The organism is Devosia sp. (assembly GCF_040509215.1).
Lineage (GTDB): Bacteria > Pseudomonadota > Alphaproteobacteria > Rhizobiales > Devosiaceae > Devosia.
The window spans coordinates 1-15,625 of the sequence record NZ_JBEVLL010000053.1; the positions used below are offsets into that span (position 1 = coordinate 1).

General features: G+C 58.9%; 14 protein-coding genes and 2 pseudogenes. 7 read left to right on the forward strand and 9 right to left on the reverse strand.

Annotation, left to right across the window (positions count from 1 at the left end; genetic code table 11):
• Positions 1 to 438: 438 nt before the first annotated feature.
• From ABW043_RS02765 to ABW043_RS02790, 6 genes are all read right to left on the reverse strand, one after another.
• A complete protein-coding gene (locus ABW043_RS02765; RefSeq protein ID WP_353919715.1) occupies positions 439 to 1,035 on the reverse strand; it encodes an NADPH-dependent F420 reductase in 597 nt (198 codons plus the stop codon).
• On the reverse strand, positions 1,032 to 1,427 hold the full coding sequence (locus tag ABW043_RS02770; protein ID WP_353919716.1) for a DUF6894 family protein: 396 nt from the start codon (positions 1,425 to 1,427) through the stop codon (positions 1,032 to 1,034). The genes ABW043_RS02765 and ABW043_RS02770 overlap by 4 nt, the downstream gene beginning before the upstream one ends.
• Before the next feature lie 34 nt (positions 1,428 to 1,461).
• A complete protein-coding gene (locus tag ABW043_RS02775) occupies positions 1,462 to 2,376 on the reverse strand; it encodes a hypothetical protein (protein WP_353919717.1) in 915 nt (304 codons plus the stop codon).
• Between the two features lie 10 nt (positions 2,377 to 2,386).
• Entirely contained in the window at positions 2,387 to 3,700 is a 1,314-nt protein-coding gene (locus ABW043_RS02780; protein ID WP_353919718.1) for an HlyD family type I secretion periplasmic adaptor subunit, read from the reverse strand.
• Positions 3,697 to 5,406: a type I secretion system permease/ATPase gene (locus ABW043_RS02785; RefSeq protein WP_353919719.1), complete on the reverse strand. Its 1,710-nt coding sequence runs from the start codon at positions 5,404 to 5,406 to the stop codon at positions 3,697 to 3,699. The genes ABW043_RS02780 and ABW043_RS02785 overlap by 4 nt, the downstream gene beginning before the upstream one ends.
• Positions 5,407 to 5,471: 65 nt before the next feature.
• Complete coding sequence (locus ABW043_RS02790; protein WP_353919720.1) at positions 5,472 to 5,765, reverse strand: hypothetical protein; 294 nt, start codon at positions 5,763 to 5,765, stop codon at positions 5,472 to 5,474.
• Positions 5,766 to 6,181: 416 nt separating this feature from the next.
• On the opposite strand from ABW043_RS02790, the gene ABW043_RS02795 reads away from it, so the two are divergent.
• The 4 genes and pseudogenes from ABW043_RS02795 to ABW043_RS02810 form a co-directional block, all read left to right on the forward strand.
• Positions 6,182 to 6,439 carry a hypothetical protein gene (locus tag ABW043_RS02795; protein WP_353919721.1) on the forward strand — a complete coding sequence of 86 codons (258 nt, stop codon included), beginning with the start codon at positions 6,182 to 6,184 and terminating at the stop codon, positions 6,437 to 6,439.
• 443 nt (positions 6,440 to 6,882) lie between these two features.
• Positions 6,883 to 7,875, forward strand: coding sequence for an FAD/NAD(P)-binding protein (locus ABW043_RS02800; protein ID WP_353919722.1), 993 nt, complete (start codon positions 6,883 to 6,885; stop codon positions 7,873 to 7,875).
• Positions 7,850 to 8,467, forward strand: a complete 618-nt coding sequence (locus ABW043_RS02805) for a Rossmann-fold NAD(P)-binding domain-containing protein (protein ID WP_502908583.1) — start codon at positions 7,850 to 7,852, stop codon at positions 8,465 to 8,467. The genes ABW043_RS02800 and ABW043_RS02805 overlap by 26 nt, the downstream gene beginning before the upstream one ends.
• 95 nt (positions 8,468 to 8,562) lie before the next feature.
• Positions 8,563 to 8,664 (forward strand): annotated as a pseudogene (locus ABW043_RS02810) (hypothetical protein); the annotation flags it as partial.
• On the opposite strand, the gene ABW043_RS02815 reads toward ABW043_RS02810, so the two are convergent.
• A complete protein-coding gene (locus tag ABW043_RS02815) occupies positions 8,647 to 10,332 on the reverse strand; it encodes a serine hydrolase (protein ID WP_353919724.1) in 1,686 nt (561 codons plus the stop codon). The pseudogene ABW043_RS02810 and the gene ABW043_RS02815 sit on opposite strands and share 18 nt — an antisense overlap.
• A 336-nt stretch (positions 10,333 to 10,668) precedes the next feature.
• Positions 10,669 to 11,991, reverse strand: a pseudogene (locus ABW043_RS02820) (metal-dependent hydrolase family protein); the annotation flags it as partial.
• 272 nt (positions 11,992 to 12,263) lie between these two features.
• On the opposite strand from ABW043_RS02820, the gene ABW043_RS02825 reads away from it, so the two are divergent.
• From ABW043_RS02825 to ABW043_RS02835, 3 genes are all read left to right on the forward strand, one after another.
• Entirely contained in the window at positions 12,264 to 12,521 is a 258-nt protein-coding gene (locus tag ABW043_RS02825) for a GlsB/YeaQ/YmgE family stress response membrane protein (RefSeq protein ID WP_353919725.1), read from the forward strand.
• Positions 12,522 to 12,543: 22 nt separating this feature from the next.
• Positions 12,544 to 13,029 (forward strand): YidB family protein, encoded by a 486-nt coding sequence (locus tag ABW043_RS02830; RefSeq protein WP_353919726.1) that lies wholly within the window; start codon positions 12,544 to 12,546, stop codon positions 13,027 to 13,029.
• A 94-nt stretch (positions 13,030 to 13,123) separates the two neighbouring features.
• Complete coding sequence (locus ABW043_RS02835; protein WP_353919727.1) at positions 13,124 to 15,346, forward strand: AI-2E family transporter; 2,223 nt, start codon at positions 13,124 to 13,126, stop codon at positions 15,344 to 15,346.
• 105 nt (positions 15,347 to 15,451) lie between these two features.
• On the opposite strand, the gene ABW043_RS02840 is transcribed toward ABW043_RS02835, so the two are convergent.
• Positions 15,452 to 15,625, reverse strand: a 174-nt coding sequence (locus ABW043_RS02840; protein WP_502908584.1) for a sensor histidine kinase, incomplete at its 5' end; no start/stop codon positions are given.

Below are 15,625 nucleotides of genomic sequence, written 5' to 3' on the forward strand. Positions count from 1 at the left end.
TTGGCCCCCAATCAACATCGTCGTCACCTCAGGACATCGAAAAATCGATGTGACAGAATTGCCGGTGGACGCCCAATTCGTGTCTAAGCCATACGATCCTGACAAACTCGCGGCGTCATTCCATGCGATAGCAAGACGGTAGCAAGGCTCAGCGTTATCGAGCAGCAACTTGGGCTAAAAGTCATCCGCTGAAATCGTAAAACTGCACAAAACACCTAGCTCTGCGAGGAGCTCGGTGTCGCTGCCGCCCTGGCGGAATGTGCCATCGGGCGGAAGCAGACCAGAGCTGGCAAACTCTTGGGAGAAGCCAATCCAATTGATTTGGACTGCTCCACGAATAGAGCTCGATACCGCGGCGGCGCTGACGGGCACTGGACCGGCTAGAGCTCGAACTGAGATATCGTTTGCATCAGAAAGCAGGAACGGGCGCCCGAAGACCTATCTGTCTTCGTCGCGGACAACCGCCAAGTTGAAATAGACGTGGCCGAATGTCTCGTTGAGCCGGATCCACATCGGCGCCAGTTGCTCCATGGCCCGGCACGCGGTGAGGTCGCCGAGGTCGACAATGTCGCGCCAGCCGAAGCTCTTCAGGACCGCAGCTACCTCAAGCCGAGCGGCCGGGTCATTGCCAGCGATGAAGGTGGAATGGTGTCCATCAAGCCTGTCCGGATCTCCCATGATCTGAGCGCTGACGAAGTTCATTCCCTTTACGACGCGCGTCTCCGGCAAGGCTCGTTGCAGAGCTTCTCCCAGCGTCTCCCCGATTGGCCCGTCGATCGCAGATCTGTAGTTGCCGAGGTCCCAAACAAGCTTCCCAGCAAGTGGCAGCTTGGTCAGCACTGAAAGTGCATCTTCCCCGTGTAGGGCGTTGACGATCCAATCTCCGTGACCGGCAGCGTCTTCGTGGCTCAGCGCAACAATGCTATCCTTTTCTCCAGGATCACGTGAGCCGAAGACAACGTCATGGCCCTCGCTCTTCAGCTTGAGGGCGATGGCACATCCAACCTCACCAGTTCCAAAAACGGCGACCTTCATGTGTTTCTCCAAAACTTGGGACCGGACGTAGGTTGTGCTGGATCGCCACCGGCGATCGGCTTTGTGTGGGCCTCCGTTTTGAAGAGGATGCTTGCGCGCAAAAGCTCCAATCCTGTGTCGCTGCGGATGGTGATCGCAATGGCGCGTCGGGGCCCGTCATAGGGGATTTCATCTTCCGCGAGCTGAACCAGGATCTTGCGAGCGCGATCTTCTGCTGCAGCGAGATCGGGCAGAGCCTCCCCTTCGCCATCGCGAAACACTTCACCATTATCGTCGATGTCGAAAAAGAAGCGTGGCATATCCGTCGAACGAACAGTGCTGCGAGGTGGTTGCTTGCTCCACGTTCCGCGGTCCAAAATTTTGTTAAAGTGCTGAATCTCCCGCAGAAACATGCTCAACGGCTCGATGGTTCAGCGAGACGGCGGCTTAAAGCAGGCTAAGGGCATTTAGGCCGTGTCCGCCTTGCGAGTCGGGCAGCTCCGAGTAACTCAAGCCAAGAAGACCGACCGAGCCGCCCCCGATATCCGCTACCAAAGAGGAGGCCGCAGCACTGAGATCGGGCATCGACAGGCTGTCACTGCCGCCGTCGGCGTAAAAGAGGTCGGACAGGAAGCCACTCGTGTCTTCTGGTCCCTCATTGCCCAAAAGCGACGAGGGGACGGCGGCAAGGCTACCCAGGGTGCTTCCAAGGATCTCTGCCGGCAAGTTACCCACTTCTGTGAGAACGGTGTCGGCCAGGTTCGAAGTAGCGTCTAATATCCCATCGACAAGTCCAGTCGGATCTACCTGTGTAAGGATAGAAGTGCCCAGCGCGCCTGTTTCGGTGAGCAGCGAGCTGATGTCGAGTCGGGCAACGATTTCCTGCGCGGAATGGACAATATCGCTTGATATGGACTTGCTGAAATCGGCCGCACTCATGCCGGGTTGAGCGCCCTCCATGACCTTGGAAATGGTCCCGGCCATATGTTGTGACAGTTCATGAACCAGTTGGTCCCGCACGGTCGTGGGCACGAAATTGGAGGTAACCAAAGGATCGATTGTAGTTGGTAAGGCCGGCTGCACGTTATCTGTGGTCTGCTCGACAATGCCGTCAGTGGACGAGGCGGTAGCTTCTGCGGTCCCAGATTCAAGTGGTATTGCCGCCATCGCCACATGATCGGTGGCATCGACAAGACGACCAGCCAACGGCGCGTCCTGTGCTTCGTTACCCGCCGCCTGAGCTTGCATGGTTCCTAGAACGAGCCCACCGGCCGCTGTGCCGAAGGCGATGGCGTCGGCAATTGGCGTTTGGGCGGGCTGCCGTGCTTCGTCCTGCCGTTTCTGCTTTTGGCGCGTGTTCATGGGAAAGCTCCTATCTCTCGCGGAAGGCACCGCTCAACTCATCCAGCAGGGGGCTGGCGAGGTAATCGATCAGGGTGCGCCCTTTGGTGGGAATGACGACCTGCACGGGCATCCCCGCTGTCATGTCCATGCCGGCGTCAGCCACCTGCTGGGCATCGAGTGTGACACGCAGGGCGTAGTATGATTGGCCACTCCGGTCATCAACGACGCGGTCGGCCGAGACCGTCTCGATCGTGCCGCTAAGCGATGGGCGGACAGAAGCCGGTACCGCGAGGAGGCGGATATCGGCGACTTCACCTGCAGCAACATCGGTGACATCAGCGAGCCGCATCTGTGCTTCAACGATCATCGGACCATCGGAGGGAATGATGGAGAGAAGTTCCTGCCCCGGCGAAACAACACCACCGACGGTAATCACCGAAAGTCCGACGACGCGTCCGCTGGCCGTCGCAACGATTTCGGTTCGCATCAGTGCGTCCTGTGCTGCGGCCAGCTGCGGCGCCAAGGTGGCAAGTGCGGCCTGATTGGCCCGCAAATCTTCGCTCGCAGCCGACTGGCGCTCCCGACCCAGCCCGGCAATCTCGAAATCGACTTCGGCCATTGCTTTATTGGCGCCCGCGATATCGGCGCTCGACACCGATAGCTGTGCATCTATCTCGTTGAGAGACCGCTCGAGTTCGAGCACTCGGCTGCGCGCAACCAATTGTTGCGCCAGCAAGGCCCGGGCGTCTTCAAGCTCACCGCTGATCGAGCTTCGACGCTGATTTAACCCTGTGATTTGTGCCTCGGCCGATGTGACACGCTCCTCAAGCTGCGCCCTTTGTTGCAGCAATACGTTTTCTCGGTTCTCGAACTGCTCGGCCCGGGCACCCATCAGAGCAATCTCGTTGTTCATTGCCTGCTGTACGTCCGGCTCATCTGTGCGCGACAGCAAGTCATCAGCGAACGTCGGTTCGCCAGCGCCGGCCAGTTCTGCCTGCAGTCGACCCTTCGCAGCGAGCAGCGTATCCCGCTCTGCAGCGAGCACATCAAATTGCGCCCTCGGTTCGGCATCGGAGAGGCGCATCACCACTTCGCCCACGCGAACACTATCGCCCTCCTCAACCAGCAGTTCAGTGACCACTCCGCCGTAGGGATGTTGCACTGCCTTGCGGCCGCCTTCTGCTTGCAACACGCCATTGGCAACGACCGCGCCCGAAAGGGGGGCTAATGCGCCCCAGCCAATCATGACCATGACGAAGCCGAAGATGACAAGAAAGCCAAGCCGGGCGGGCGCACCCGGATTGAGGAACTTGGTGCTGAGCGTTTCGCCTGGGGTCATCATTCCGCCGCCTGCATTTCAGGCACGACATTGTCTTTGATGTGCCGGTACACGTCTTCCGGCGGAGCGAAGACCTCCAGTCGGCCATTGCGAATGAACATCATCCGATCGACCACTTCGAGGACCGTGGTCCGATGCGTAACAAGGACGATTGTTGTTCCAGATGCTTTCAGCGCCTCAAGCGCGTGGCGCAGACCGGTTTCACCCGACGTATCGAGATTGGCATTGGGTTCATCAAGAACCAGCAGAGCTGGTTGGCCCAGTAGAGCCCTGGCGAGCCCAAGCCTCTGCCTTTGGCCGCCCGACAGGCCAACGCCTTCGGGGCCCAGCTCGGTATCGTATTGTTTGGGGAGCGCCAGGATCATTTCGTGGATGCCGGCCTTCTTGGCGGCGATCACAATGTCCTCAATCTCGGCATCGCCAAAGCGGGCGATGTTCTCACGTACTGTGCCCGCGAAAAGCCCCACATCCTGCGGTAGGTATCCAACCTGTCGACCGAAGACCGTGGGATCCCAGCTCTTGTAGCTGAGGCCGCCAAAGGCGAGTGTTCCGGCTGTGGCGGGTATCGCGCCGATCAACAATCGCGCCAGTGTCGATTTGCCGGAACCGCTAGGGCCGACAATCCCGATGGCCTCGCCGGGTTCGATTGAAAAACTGATATCGCGCAAAATCGGCTCTGGTCGCGCAGAGATACGAAAAGACAGGCGCTCAGCGCTCAGACCATTCCGGTCGGCGGGCACGATCGTCCTGTCTTCCTTGCTGGGGACCTCATCGAGCAGCTTTGCGACTTCGCGATAGGCCGTGCGGGCCTCGGTGAACTGCTTCCAGGTTGCAACGCCCTGCTCCACCGGTACCAAAGCGCGGCCCATGATGATGGACGCGGCAAAAATGGTTGCTGGCTGGATATACTGTCCTATGGCTAGCCACGCGCCAGCGCCTAGCATCAAGGCCTGCAGCAACAAGCGAGCAAATCGAATGCCGGAGGAGACGACGGCATTGCGATCGCTCGCCAATCCCTGGCTTGCGAGCATGGTGTCGCGGCTATTCTGCCAATGGCCTTCAATGGATGGCTGCATGCCCATGGCGACGACGACATCGGAATGGCGCAGGATATTTTCGCTGAAGGCATAAGCGCGATTGCCCTCTTCCTCGGCAACGCGGAGCGATGGGCGCGTCGTGCGTTCATTTATCAAGGCCAGAACGAGGAGGACTACGGCCCCAACCGTAGCGACCGCACCCAAAACTGGATGGATGAAGAAAAGCAGCAATAGGTAGAGAGGTATCCACGGCAAATCAAAAGCGAAATAGATCCCTGGGCCCGTTATGAAAGTTCGAAACTGGTCCAGTTGTCGCAGCGTTTGGCTTCCCCTGGAAAAGCCTAGCCGCGCAGATTTTCTTACCAGCGCATCAAACACGCGACCTGCCAAAGAACGATCCAGCCGCATGCCGGCGCGCACGAGCAGTTGGGCGCGGAAGGCATCAAGTGCTCCCATGGTCAGCAGTGCACAAACGAGGATCAGCGTCAGCAAGATCAACGTCGTTACGTTTTCCGATACCAGCACGCGATTGTAGATCTGCATGAGGTAGAGGGGGGAACTGAGATAAAGCAGGTTGATGACGCCGCTGAACACACCAGCTACCGCGAAATGCGGAAACTGGGCGCGGACCGCCTGGTTCAGCTCGTTGTTGCGCTTGTTTTCGGCGGCCATGAGATGTCCCGGATAAGGAAAGGCGGGGTTCCGGAGAACCCCGCCAATCTGTGATGGTTCCTGCTTTACAGCAGACCACCGAGCAGGCCGCCGCTATCGCTGTCCGAAACCTGCTGGTCGGAGCTGTCGCTCGACGAGCTCGAACCAAGGTAGATCGGTGAGCCAAAGCCGATGCTCAGGCCACCAATGCCGGTGAAGGAAGAAGAGTCGCCGTCATCGTCAGTGCTGGACGAATGCAGCACATCGTCAAGGCTGAGACCGAAGACAGGATTTGCTCCCACTTCGTTGTTGGAGGTGTCCGAATTATTCGAGACGGAAGCGTTATCACCACCACCAAGAAGCTGATCAAGAATCGACATGTTATTGTTCCTTCTTCGTTTGCCCGTTCGTCGGGCGGGGAGTTACACCGTTGCGAGTGTCGCTCATGAGTGACCCGCTGATTGCGGTGTCGGGGAGGACAATGGCCGACGACTCTGTCCGTTCCTCCAATTTCTGAGAGTGAAAAAGTGATCGAGTTCAAAGCCTTACGAATTTAAGGCAATTCTTCTGAATCACACTTCTGTGCGCGAAGCTGCCCCCTCAGGGCCACAATTCAAACGTGCATGAACATTCTCGGCACCGGGATGACGTCTTGTCGGGCGCACGCTGCGCGGCACCCCGACCGCAGCCAAGGATCAGGATGCTTCGATCTCGGCTTTTGCTTGCGGGTTTGCAAAGTGAAAGAGGAGAACTGGCGCGACCTGATACGGCTCTCCTCCTCACAGGGGGATTCACCTTGAATAAGTTTCGCGTCATTGATTTGCGCTCCGGCGTTATAGAGCCGGAGCACATGGTCGATGCACTTTCGCCTGAACTGGCAGCGCTGCAGGCGCTGGGGGAGAAGGGCGTGCGGGGCGGTCAGAACCGCAGCCGGTTGTTTTGCCGAGTCTACTGGCAGGATAGCGCTGGCCAGACCAACATGGTGAGGCTCTATAGGCCGCTGTGGGAGGCTGCGGAACCATCGTCGGGTGATGGTGTTGTTTCAAGTGCATGACAATACTCGTGGTGCTGGCCTCGATCGCGCGAACGATCGGGGCCTTTGCTTTCCCCGGAACTGAATCGATGCTGGCCAGTTCAGAGACCCGAGCATCTGGTGCGGGTTGTTGACGCTGTCCTGCGTTGGATGCTCACCCAAAGCCGCCGCGTGATTCAACAGAAGTCATGCTGGGCGGCTTTTTCATGCCCAGCGTGATCGAACCATTCCCAGTGCGGGCCATTGATATGCATCGAGCCGCACACTCCCGTGGTCAGCGGTTTCGATATCCTGATGAGAAGGCTCCGGGTTGCTCCGGGCCTTCTTATTGGCGACTGGTGCGAGGATGAGTTTTGACTGTCTCTCGCTCGGGACAAGGAACGAGCCCGCCGGTCGGGCGTTCGCAGACTCGTCGAGCCGAGAGATTGCACTACGCCTGCATTGGAGCGTTTAGTATCCCCAAGATGTCACCTAGGAAGCGGATCGCAATAGTCGGCGGCGGGCCTACCGCCGTTTATACGGTCAAGAGCCTGCTGCTAACGGCAGACAATGTGCACATCACAATCTTTGAAGCTGGCCGAGTAGCCGGCTGCGGGCTTCCATATTCGGAGGACCACAACACCATTGAGATGATGGCAAACATCACCTCCGTCGAAATTCCACCTGTCCTCGTGTCACTTGCCGATTGGGTGCGGTCGGCAGACTCCCGGCTGTTGAACAGATTTGGCATCGCGAGGGATCAGGTGCGTGATCGGGACTTTTATCCGCGGGTCTTGATCGGCGCATACTATAGCGACCAGCTAACGCGCATGGTTCAAGCTTCGGCCCCAGGTCAGACCGTCGATATTGAGACACGCACCCGCGTGCTGGACGTGAAGCCTGACAGCACGGGATTTACGCTCTTTGTCAAACGAGACCAAAATGCGGCTCGCCGTCGCTTCGACGCTGTTGTCATGGCCACTGGTCATCGCACTGATTTCGACAGGCCTGAGCCCTTACCCGGACTCTTCAGGTCGCCCTATCCCGTGCAGGATCTGAAAGTAGGCGACGATCGCGCAGCGCTCATCCTGGGGTCTTCGCTGAGCGCGATCGATGCCGTTGTCGGCCTGGCATCCCGCTATGGTCATTTCGTCGGCGACGAGAACGCCCTGTCGTACGAGCTCCTATCAAAGCAACCGCTGCGCTTGGTTATGACTTCCCGCAAGGGGACTGTCCCCGACGCCGACTTCTTTTATCCAATTCCCGAAGAACCATTGTTGATCTTTACGGCCGCTCGGCTTGAGCTGTTTCGCCAGCAGGGAAAAACAGGGCTTCTCGCCAAAGCCTTCAAGCTTTTCAAGCAGCAGCTGGTTTCCGATGATCGAGAGTTCGTTGAGGGGCTCGGCCTGCAGCGGTTCACTCCGGAAGGGTTCGCCAGAGCCTTATTTTGCCATGCGAAAGGCTCGCCAGGGTTTTAGCGCTATTGAGGAGAACCTTTCCGAGTCCAAGCGGGACTATCGGAAGAGGCAGGTGGTTATGTGGCGCTACACGATGATGCGTGCCCATGAGATATTCAGTGAGATCGTGCCTTTTTTTGATCAACGCGATCTCACCAGGTTCCGACATCATCTCGCGCCAGTGTTCGCTGACGCTTATGGCTGTGTTCCACACCTCTCCATTCTGCGCCTGCTTGCTTTGCACCGGGCCGGGTGCCTCGACATCGTGGCTCTGGGTGAAGACGGCGCAATCCGTTATCGCGCCGGTTCTTTCAGGCTTGAGGCTTCCGGCCGAGAGGAGACTTTCGGCACCCTGATCGACGCACGCGGGCAGAATGCTGCTTCGATTTCGGAGCTGGGCTTCCACCAACTCGACCGGGTGCTCTCGAGCAGCGATCCGCTCAAACGCAGAAATGGTCAACGCGAGGACGATCAATTCAGGCTTCGCCTCGAGGGCCGATCGGAAGCAGACATCTTCTGCATCTCGATCCCCGTCATGATGGAGCGCTATCCCTTTGCGCAAGGCCTTGTCGCCTGCTCGGAAGCGGCCGAGGTGGTGGCAGCAGCGATATGAGCTTGGATAAAAAAGGCCTGCATCACGCGGGGATCGCCAGGACCGCGTTTAGCATCGAACAGATTTTCATCTACCCCGTTAAGTCACTCGGCGGCATGGCAATCCCGGAAGCAAGGATAACTGAGAGTGGGTCGTTCGTAGGCGACCGGGAATGGATCGTCACAAGACCAGATGGCCGCCTACTCTGGCAAGGTGACATCCCCCGCATGACATTGCTGTCGGCGCGGCTCGAATGGGGAAGTTTGATTCTCCGGGGGCACGACGGGTCTTCCGGACCAAAGCCCAGGGATGCTTTGGGGCAGTATGTGCGCGCGGGCAAAGGTCCCGAGACCGGAGTGGTCGAAAGCCTCGATCCACACCGAACGCGCCTTGCCCTCGCCATCAAGCGCAAAGGTCACCCCGGTGATCCCGGACGCGTTTTCGCCGATCGTTTGGAAGGTGAACGTGTCGCGGTCGAAATGGCCGAGTTCGAAAGGGCGCCGGTTCGGGCCGATCAGCAGGTTCAACCCGTTTGCGCCGGTAACCACCTCGATTGGGCCATAGAAGTCGTTGACATAACTGCCGAGATAGGCCGCGTCGGCCGCTGCCGGGCCAGCATCTACCGGAGGCGTGTCGAAGTTGTGCGTGATGCCCTCTTCCGCCATCTGGGCGAAAATGCCGGTGAACACCTCATGCCACGGATAGCGCGGAGCGCCGATCACCGCGTTATCCATGAACTCATTGGCGAGCGATTCCGACACGCCCACCGGCGCGCCATTGGTGAGGACGATCACGCCCAGCTTGTCGTCGAGCGAGATGTTGACGGTCGTGCCGGCGCCCATCGCAAAGGCGCCCGAGTGCGAGATGGAGTGGCGCGCATCGCCGGCATAGCCGACGTTCCAGCCCAGCCCGTAGAACGACGGCGTCCCGTTGGGAGCGTAGCCGGTGATCATCATCGGCAGGTGCGCCGCATCGAGCGGCTCGGTGGCGATCACCTGTTCGCCCTCGAACTTGCCCTCATTGACGAGGAGCCGTACCCACTTGGTCAGGTCGTTGACCGAGGAGGTCACGCCACCGGCCGGTGACTGCGGATCGGGCTGGCGCTGCTCGACGAAGGCCCACTTGCCGTCGACCCTGACATGGCCGACGGCACGGTTTGTCTCGGCCATGAAATCGGCATAGCGCGAGCTGGTTGAGGTCATGCCCAGCGGCTTGTACAGACGCTCCTCCGACAGCGTTTCCCAATCCATGCCGGTCGTCGATGCGGCGGCGACCGCCGCAGCGGTGATGCCGAAGTTGGTATAGGCATAGCCCGAGCGGAAGCTCGTCTGCGGGGGCAGGAAACGCAGCCGGTGCAGCACCTCTTCGCGATCGTAGCCATAGTCCTCCAGCAGGTCACCGGCGTGATCGGGCAGGCCAGAACGGTGCGAGTAGAGATCGCGGATGGTCACCTGGTTGGTCACCCACGGCTCCTGCAGGGCAAACCCGGGCGTAAGGTCGGACAGGCGTTCATCCCAGGTCAGCTTGCCGTCGCCGATAAGGCCCGAGATCAGGGTCGAGCCGATCGGTTTCGAGAGCGAGGCGAGTTGGAACACCGTATCGGGGTCCACAGGCTCGCCTGTGGTCACGTCGCGTGTGCCGAACCCTTCGGCAAAAATTACCTCGTCACCATGCACCACTGCGATGGCAATGCCGGGCGTCTGGTCATCGGCAATCGCGTGCCTGGCTCCGGCCGCAAGGGTGTCGAGCGCCTTCTGCAGTTGCGTCGGCGGCAGTGGATCCCGCTCGGCCGCTACCGCTACAGCTGTTGAAAGCAGGACGAGAGCAGCTAGTCCGTAACCGAAATGACGGCGCAAGGGCGGATCCTCCAGAAAACACGGGTGCAAAGGGCGATGTCAGGCAAGAGGCATACTCAGACGCCGCATCTGAACGGCAGCAGCCGGTCAGGCATCGGAGCACGTGAACGGCATCGCTCGGCCAACGGCCCAGGAGAGGCGGCCTTGCGAGATCGCCAGGGTTAACCGACCGTTAGAAAAGGTCGTTCCCTCCGATCCCATGGAAGGCAGAGCGATCTCGGGCGCGTCGTTGACCGATACAGAGGCGCTCTCACCCAAGAGGCGAACCGCAAGGCGTGTGCCGTCCTCACATACGTAATTGCTGACGGGATACGGATTGCCCACGCCAATTGACATATCAGATGCGGAAGCCGTGAGGTCGGGACCGAGTGTGTTCTTGAAGATAATCCCGTCTTTCATGATGACGACGAAATTTTCGGGATCGGCGACCAGACTCAGGTCCTCCAGTGGGTTACCGTCAACAAGGAGCACGTCGGCCAGGGCCCCTTCCTTCACAACACCGAGCACTCCAGGATAGGGGTTGCGCTTGCCAGACAAAGCGAGGAGCTCAGCGTTCGTCCCTGTCGCCATGGCGAGCGCCTCCGCCGGGGTGTACCAGCGCTCGAGCGAGGCGAGTATTGCGCCCTGTTGTTGCGCGAGCGCCTGGGAGAACAGAACATCCGTACCCCAAGCAGTCTTGATCCCGTATTGTTTCGCTAATTGATACGTACGCTCAATTCCTGGCCAGACCTCGTCTGCCCCCTGCCGCTGTACGGACCCTTCAGGGAAGCCAAGTCGAAGGCCTTCCGGCAGTGGCTGCAGGCTGAGCCAGATGCCTTTGTCCGCGATAAGCTTGGCTGTTTCTTCGTCCATCAGGAAACCATGCTCGATGACCTTGACGCCCGCTTCGATCGAACGGCGGATCGCGGCCGAGGTGAACGCGTGGGCACTAACATACGTGCCCCAGTTGTCGGCTGCCTCGACGGCGGCGCGCAGCTCTTCCAGGGTAAATGTGGACACGTCGATCGGGCTGAACGGAGACGACACCCCTCCTCCCGCGGTCAACTTGATCTGCGACGCGCCAAGCATCAACTGCTCCCGGACACGCAGACGCACTTCGTCTGGACTGTCCGCAACCATACTTCCCCCGACTACCTCCATGCGCGCCATGTGGCCGCCGATCGTTCGTGGTAGCTCGGAGAGCTGGCGAAAATCACCATGACCGCTCGTCACGGTAATCATTGCCCCAGAGGGATAGATGCGCGGGCCAGGGATGATGCCTTCGTCGATCGCGGCCTTCAAACCAAAAGATGGGCCGCCCACGTCGCGGACTGTGGTGAAGCCTCGCATCAGCGTATCCGTGGCTTCGTCCCCTGCGGCGATATTGTTGTAGCCAATATCGCCGTAGATGCCCTGCGCCGGCGTTGGGCGGATCAGCATGGCGTGCCAGTGGGCATCGATCAAGCCGGGGATGAGGGTTCTGCCCTCGCCGTTGACCACAATCGCGTCCGCATCGACGTCTATGTTGCTCGTGGAAATCCGCTCGATGAGATTTCCAGTCACGAGAACGTTCGACGGCTCCGAAAGTGTGTCGCCGACGCCGTCGAATATGAGGACATTCGTGAAAAGCGTGGACGTTCTGCTGGGGGGCTGCTGAGCTAGAGCGGGCACGATTGCAATAAGGATCACTGCAAAGGCCGCTGATGCCATACCAATTCTCAAAGCCAACTTGCTCTCCCGCCTAAACTATCACCCTGAGGTAGGGCAGCTTAATTGGTTGCAGAGGTGTCTGTATTTGGCGCTGCGTCCCGGCGCTGCGCTCTTGGTCCCATTCTGACATTTAGGTGCTGCCAGTGGCGGAGCCGTGACCGACGAGTACTGCTCTCGTCGCTTTTCTGCTCTCAACCCCTTCTTCATTTTCTAATGCCGCAGGAACGTCGGCCGTCGGTATCCGTTGCTGTCGACATCATTAGGAGCGCGCCATGGGTATCATCTGGACGATCATCATCGGATTTGTCGCTGGCGTCGTTGCCAAGTTCATCATGCCGGGCAGCAACGAGCCATCCGGTTTCATTTTAACGACCATTCTCGGAATTGTTGGCGCATTCGTCGCTTCATATCTCGGCCAAGCGCTCGGTTGGTATGCGCCTGGGGAAGGCGCCGGGTTTATTGGCGCAATTGTGGGCGCCGTGATCATTCTATTCGTGTGGGGCATGCTCGCCGGGCGCCGCCGCACATAACCACCATAGAAGGAGAAGCTAAATGGCTAAGGGAATGCCTTCTATCGTTGCGCTGCTCGGCCTCCTCGCAGTTGCCGGGTATCAAAACCGCGATAAGCTCGGCCAGCTTTTAAACAACGCGGGCAATCCGGCCAACGATCCTAATAATCCCAACCGGGATCAGAACGGGCTGGGTGGAATTCTGAACGGTCTCGGCGACGCATTCACTGGCGGCAATGCCGGCGGCGCGTTGACCGGGGGACTCGGCGATCTGGTTGAACGGTTTCGTCAGTCAGGACGGGGCGACAAAGCGGACAGCTGGATCGGCACTGGCGAAAACGCTCCTGTCGATAATGCTGACCTTGAGGCGACCCTAGGGGAAGACACTCTGGCCGAGCTTACGGAAAAGACAGGTCTCTCCAGAGCCGAACTTCTCGATCGGTTGTCGAAAACCCTGCCTGATGCGGTCAATCAGATGACGCCCGCGGGTCACCTGCCAACCGGGTCAGTACCTAACCGACCTGCGTAACGGCGAAACGCAGACATAGCCGAGCTATTCAAGAGAGTCCCCGTGGATCCGATTGGACCGCGCGTCATCGCTGGCGGCAGTTAGAGAGATAGAGTTGGACCTTATTCCGACAGGAGACGCTCGGTCGTCGTCCGTTTTCGAACGGGTGGCGACATTCGCGCTTGTGGCGGCGCTGCTCTATTTTGGCGCAGGTATCCTTGTACCGTTGGTTCTTGCCATACTGCTGGCTTTCGCGTTGGCGCCGGTTGTCACCTGGCTCAATCGGCGCGCCCATATCCCTGACGCTTTTGCCGTAATCCTTGCAGTTCTGCTTGTCGTCGCGGCCCTTGGCACATTCTCAATTGTCGTGGGCATGCAGGTGGTTTCCCTGACGCAGGCGCTGCCCGGATATCAGGAGATAATTTCTGCAAAGGTCGCTGCGCTCCAAGACCAGTTTGAAGGCCTCACGCTGCTCGACCAACTACAGTCGACCCTGACCTCCTTTGGCGAACGTTTGAGGCCCGCAGGAGGCGTACAGCCGGCGGGTATGCCCGTCCCCGTTACGATATCAAATGAACTTGGTCCTCTGGGTCTACTTTCATCGCTGCTGGGCTCCATAATCGGACCGATTGCTACGGTGGCCATCGTTGCCGTCTTTCTGATCTTCTTATTGGTTGGACGCGCTGATCTGCAGGAACGCTTTATTCGACTCGTCAGCAGGGGAAGATACTCGCTCACCTCGATCGCAATCGCGGATGCCAGCCGCAGGGTTGGCCGCTACCTGATCATTCAATTGATGGTCAACATCGCGTACGGATGCATCTTCGCGGCCGGCCTCTGGATCATTGGGGTACCCAGCGCCCTACTCTGGGGTCTGCTTATTATCCTCTTCCGCTACATCCCCTTTGTTGGGGCACTGATTATCGCCATCGTCCCCTTCCTTCTCGCTTTTGCTGTTGATCCCGGCTGGTCGATGCTGCTCTCCTCGATTGGGCTGTTCCTCGTCCTCGATCTGACCACAGCCAATGTCATTGAACCTCGGCTGTACGGATCGAGCACTGGGGTGTCGCCGATAGCGATCCTGCTTTCCGCGATGTTGTGGGCCGCCCTTTGGGGACCCGTTGGCCTCATCCTAGCTACTCCGATGACCGTGTGCCTCGTCGTGATCGGCCGACACCTGCCGCAGCTACAGTTCCTTGAGACTGTACTTGGTAGTGAGCCGGTGCTCTCCCCCACCGAACGCCTCTACAATCGCCTTCTAAAAGGGGATTCCGAGGGCGCCATCGAACTTGCTGAAGAACAGATTGAAGCGGGCGGCGAGGATGCGTTCCTAGATGAAACGCTGCTGCCAGTGCTGTTGCTCGCCGAGCGCGAACGATCCGACGATCCGCAGACCCTTCAACAAAGACGCCTTTTCATTGAGAGTTTTGACGAAGTTACGCGAGAAGTGGCGCCTCTTCCGAACACAGATGGCGCCGAGATCGTCCTCGTCGGGGGTAAGAGCGAGATCGATGAAGGCGCAGCCCTGATCCTCAGCATCCACTTCCAAAAAGCTGGCCACGCCGTTCGCATCTTACCACCTGTTGCCATCCGGCAGGAGGCCATTGGCCGGCTTGATCTCACCGGTGTCAGGGCCGTTGTTATGGTATTCTTGGGGCAAGACATAAGGGCGCAGAGCCGCTACGCCGCCAGGCGAATTCGGCGCATGTATCCTGACGTTCGGATAGTTGCTCTTACCCTCAACAGTGCCAACGTAGAGCAACATGCCGAGAGCCTTTACGTCGACGCGCTGCATACTTCATTTGCCCAGACCGTGGGCGACGTGACCAGTGATTTGGGGGGCGGTGAGACCAGCGGAGAGGCAGAGCGTCCAAATCCTCTCAGCGGTTCAGGCCGCGGTGATGACGAACTCGGTCAAGAGCTGGATCGTATTGCAGAGCGCCTAACCATGCCGGTTGCGGCCATCTATCTGCTCGATGACGAACGCCACATGGCAGATGAGGACGCTGCCCGCCTCACACGACATATCGTAGATACCAAATCCGCTTTGATAATGCGCCTCGATGAGCCCCACCCAGTGCTCGGTGAGAGCGCCTACATCCAAACAAACAGTATCGGGCTTTATGTTGGTGTGCCGTTGCTCCAAGTGGATGGCCGGGCCATCGGCGCTTTGGTTGTAATGGATTACCAATCGAGGCCTTTTAGCAATGAGCAGGTTTCTGCCCTGCAATCGAGTGCCGCGGAAATGATGCAGCGCTTTGACAGGGAAGAGCCCGCTAAGGCCAAACCAGGCCAAGTTAGAGACTGGTCTGCTGCAAGAGGAAAAAATTTTGATTAGGCGCGGCAGTCCTGAAAGCGCCTCGATGACACCGCGGCGGTCCGACTGGAGGCGAAATCCAAAGGGACGGCCGCCGGCTTCGCCGCCTGCGAGTATATTGCCAGCTCAAACCGTCATGGTGAAGGCGAACCGGGTTTCCTGCGCGTTAGATGTCACCTCAATCTTCCCGCCATGTGCTTCGGCAATCTGCGAGGCGATGTAGAGGCCAAGACCGAGGCCCTGGAAGCGCTTCTCGCCTTCACCGCGTTGGAAGGGTTGAAACAGCCTGTCGATCGCTTC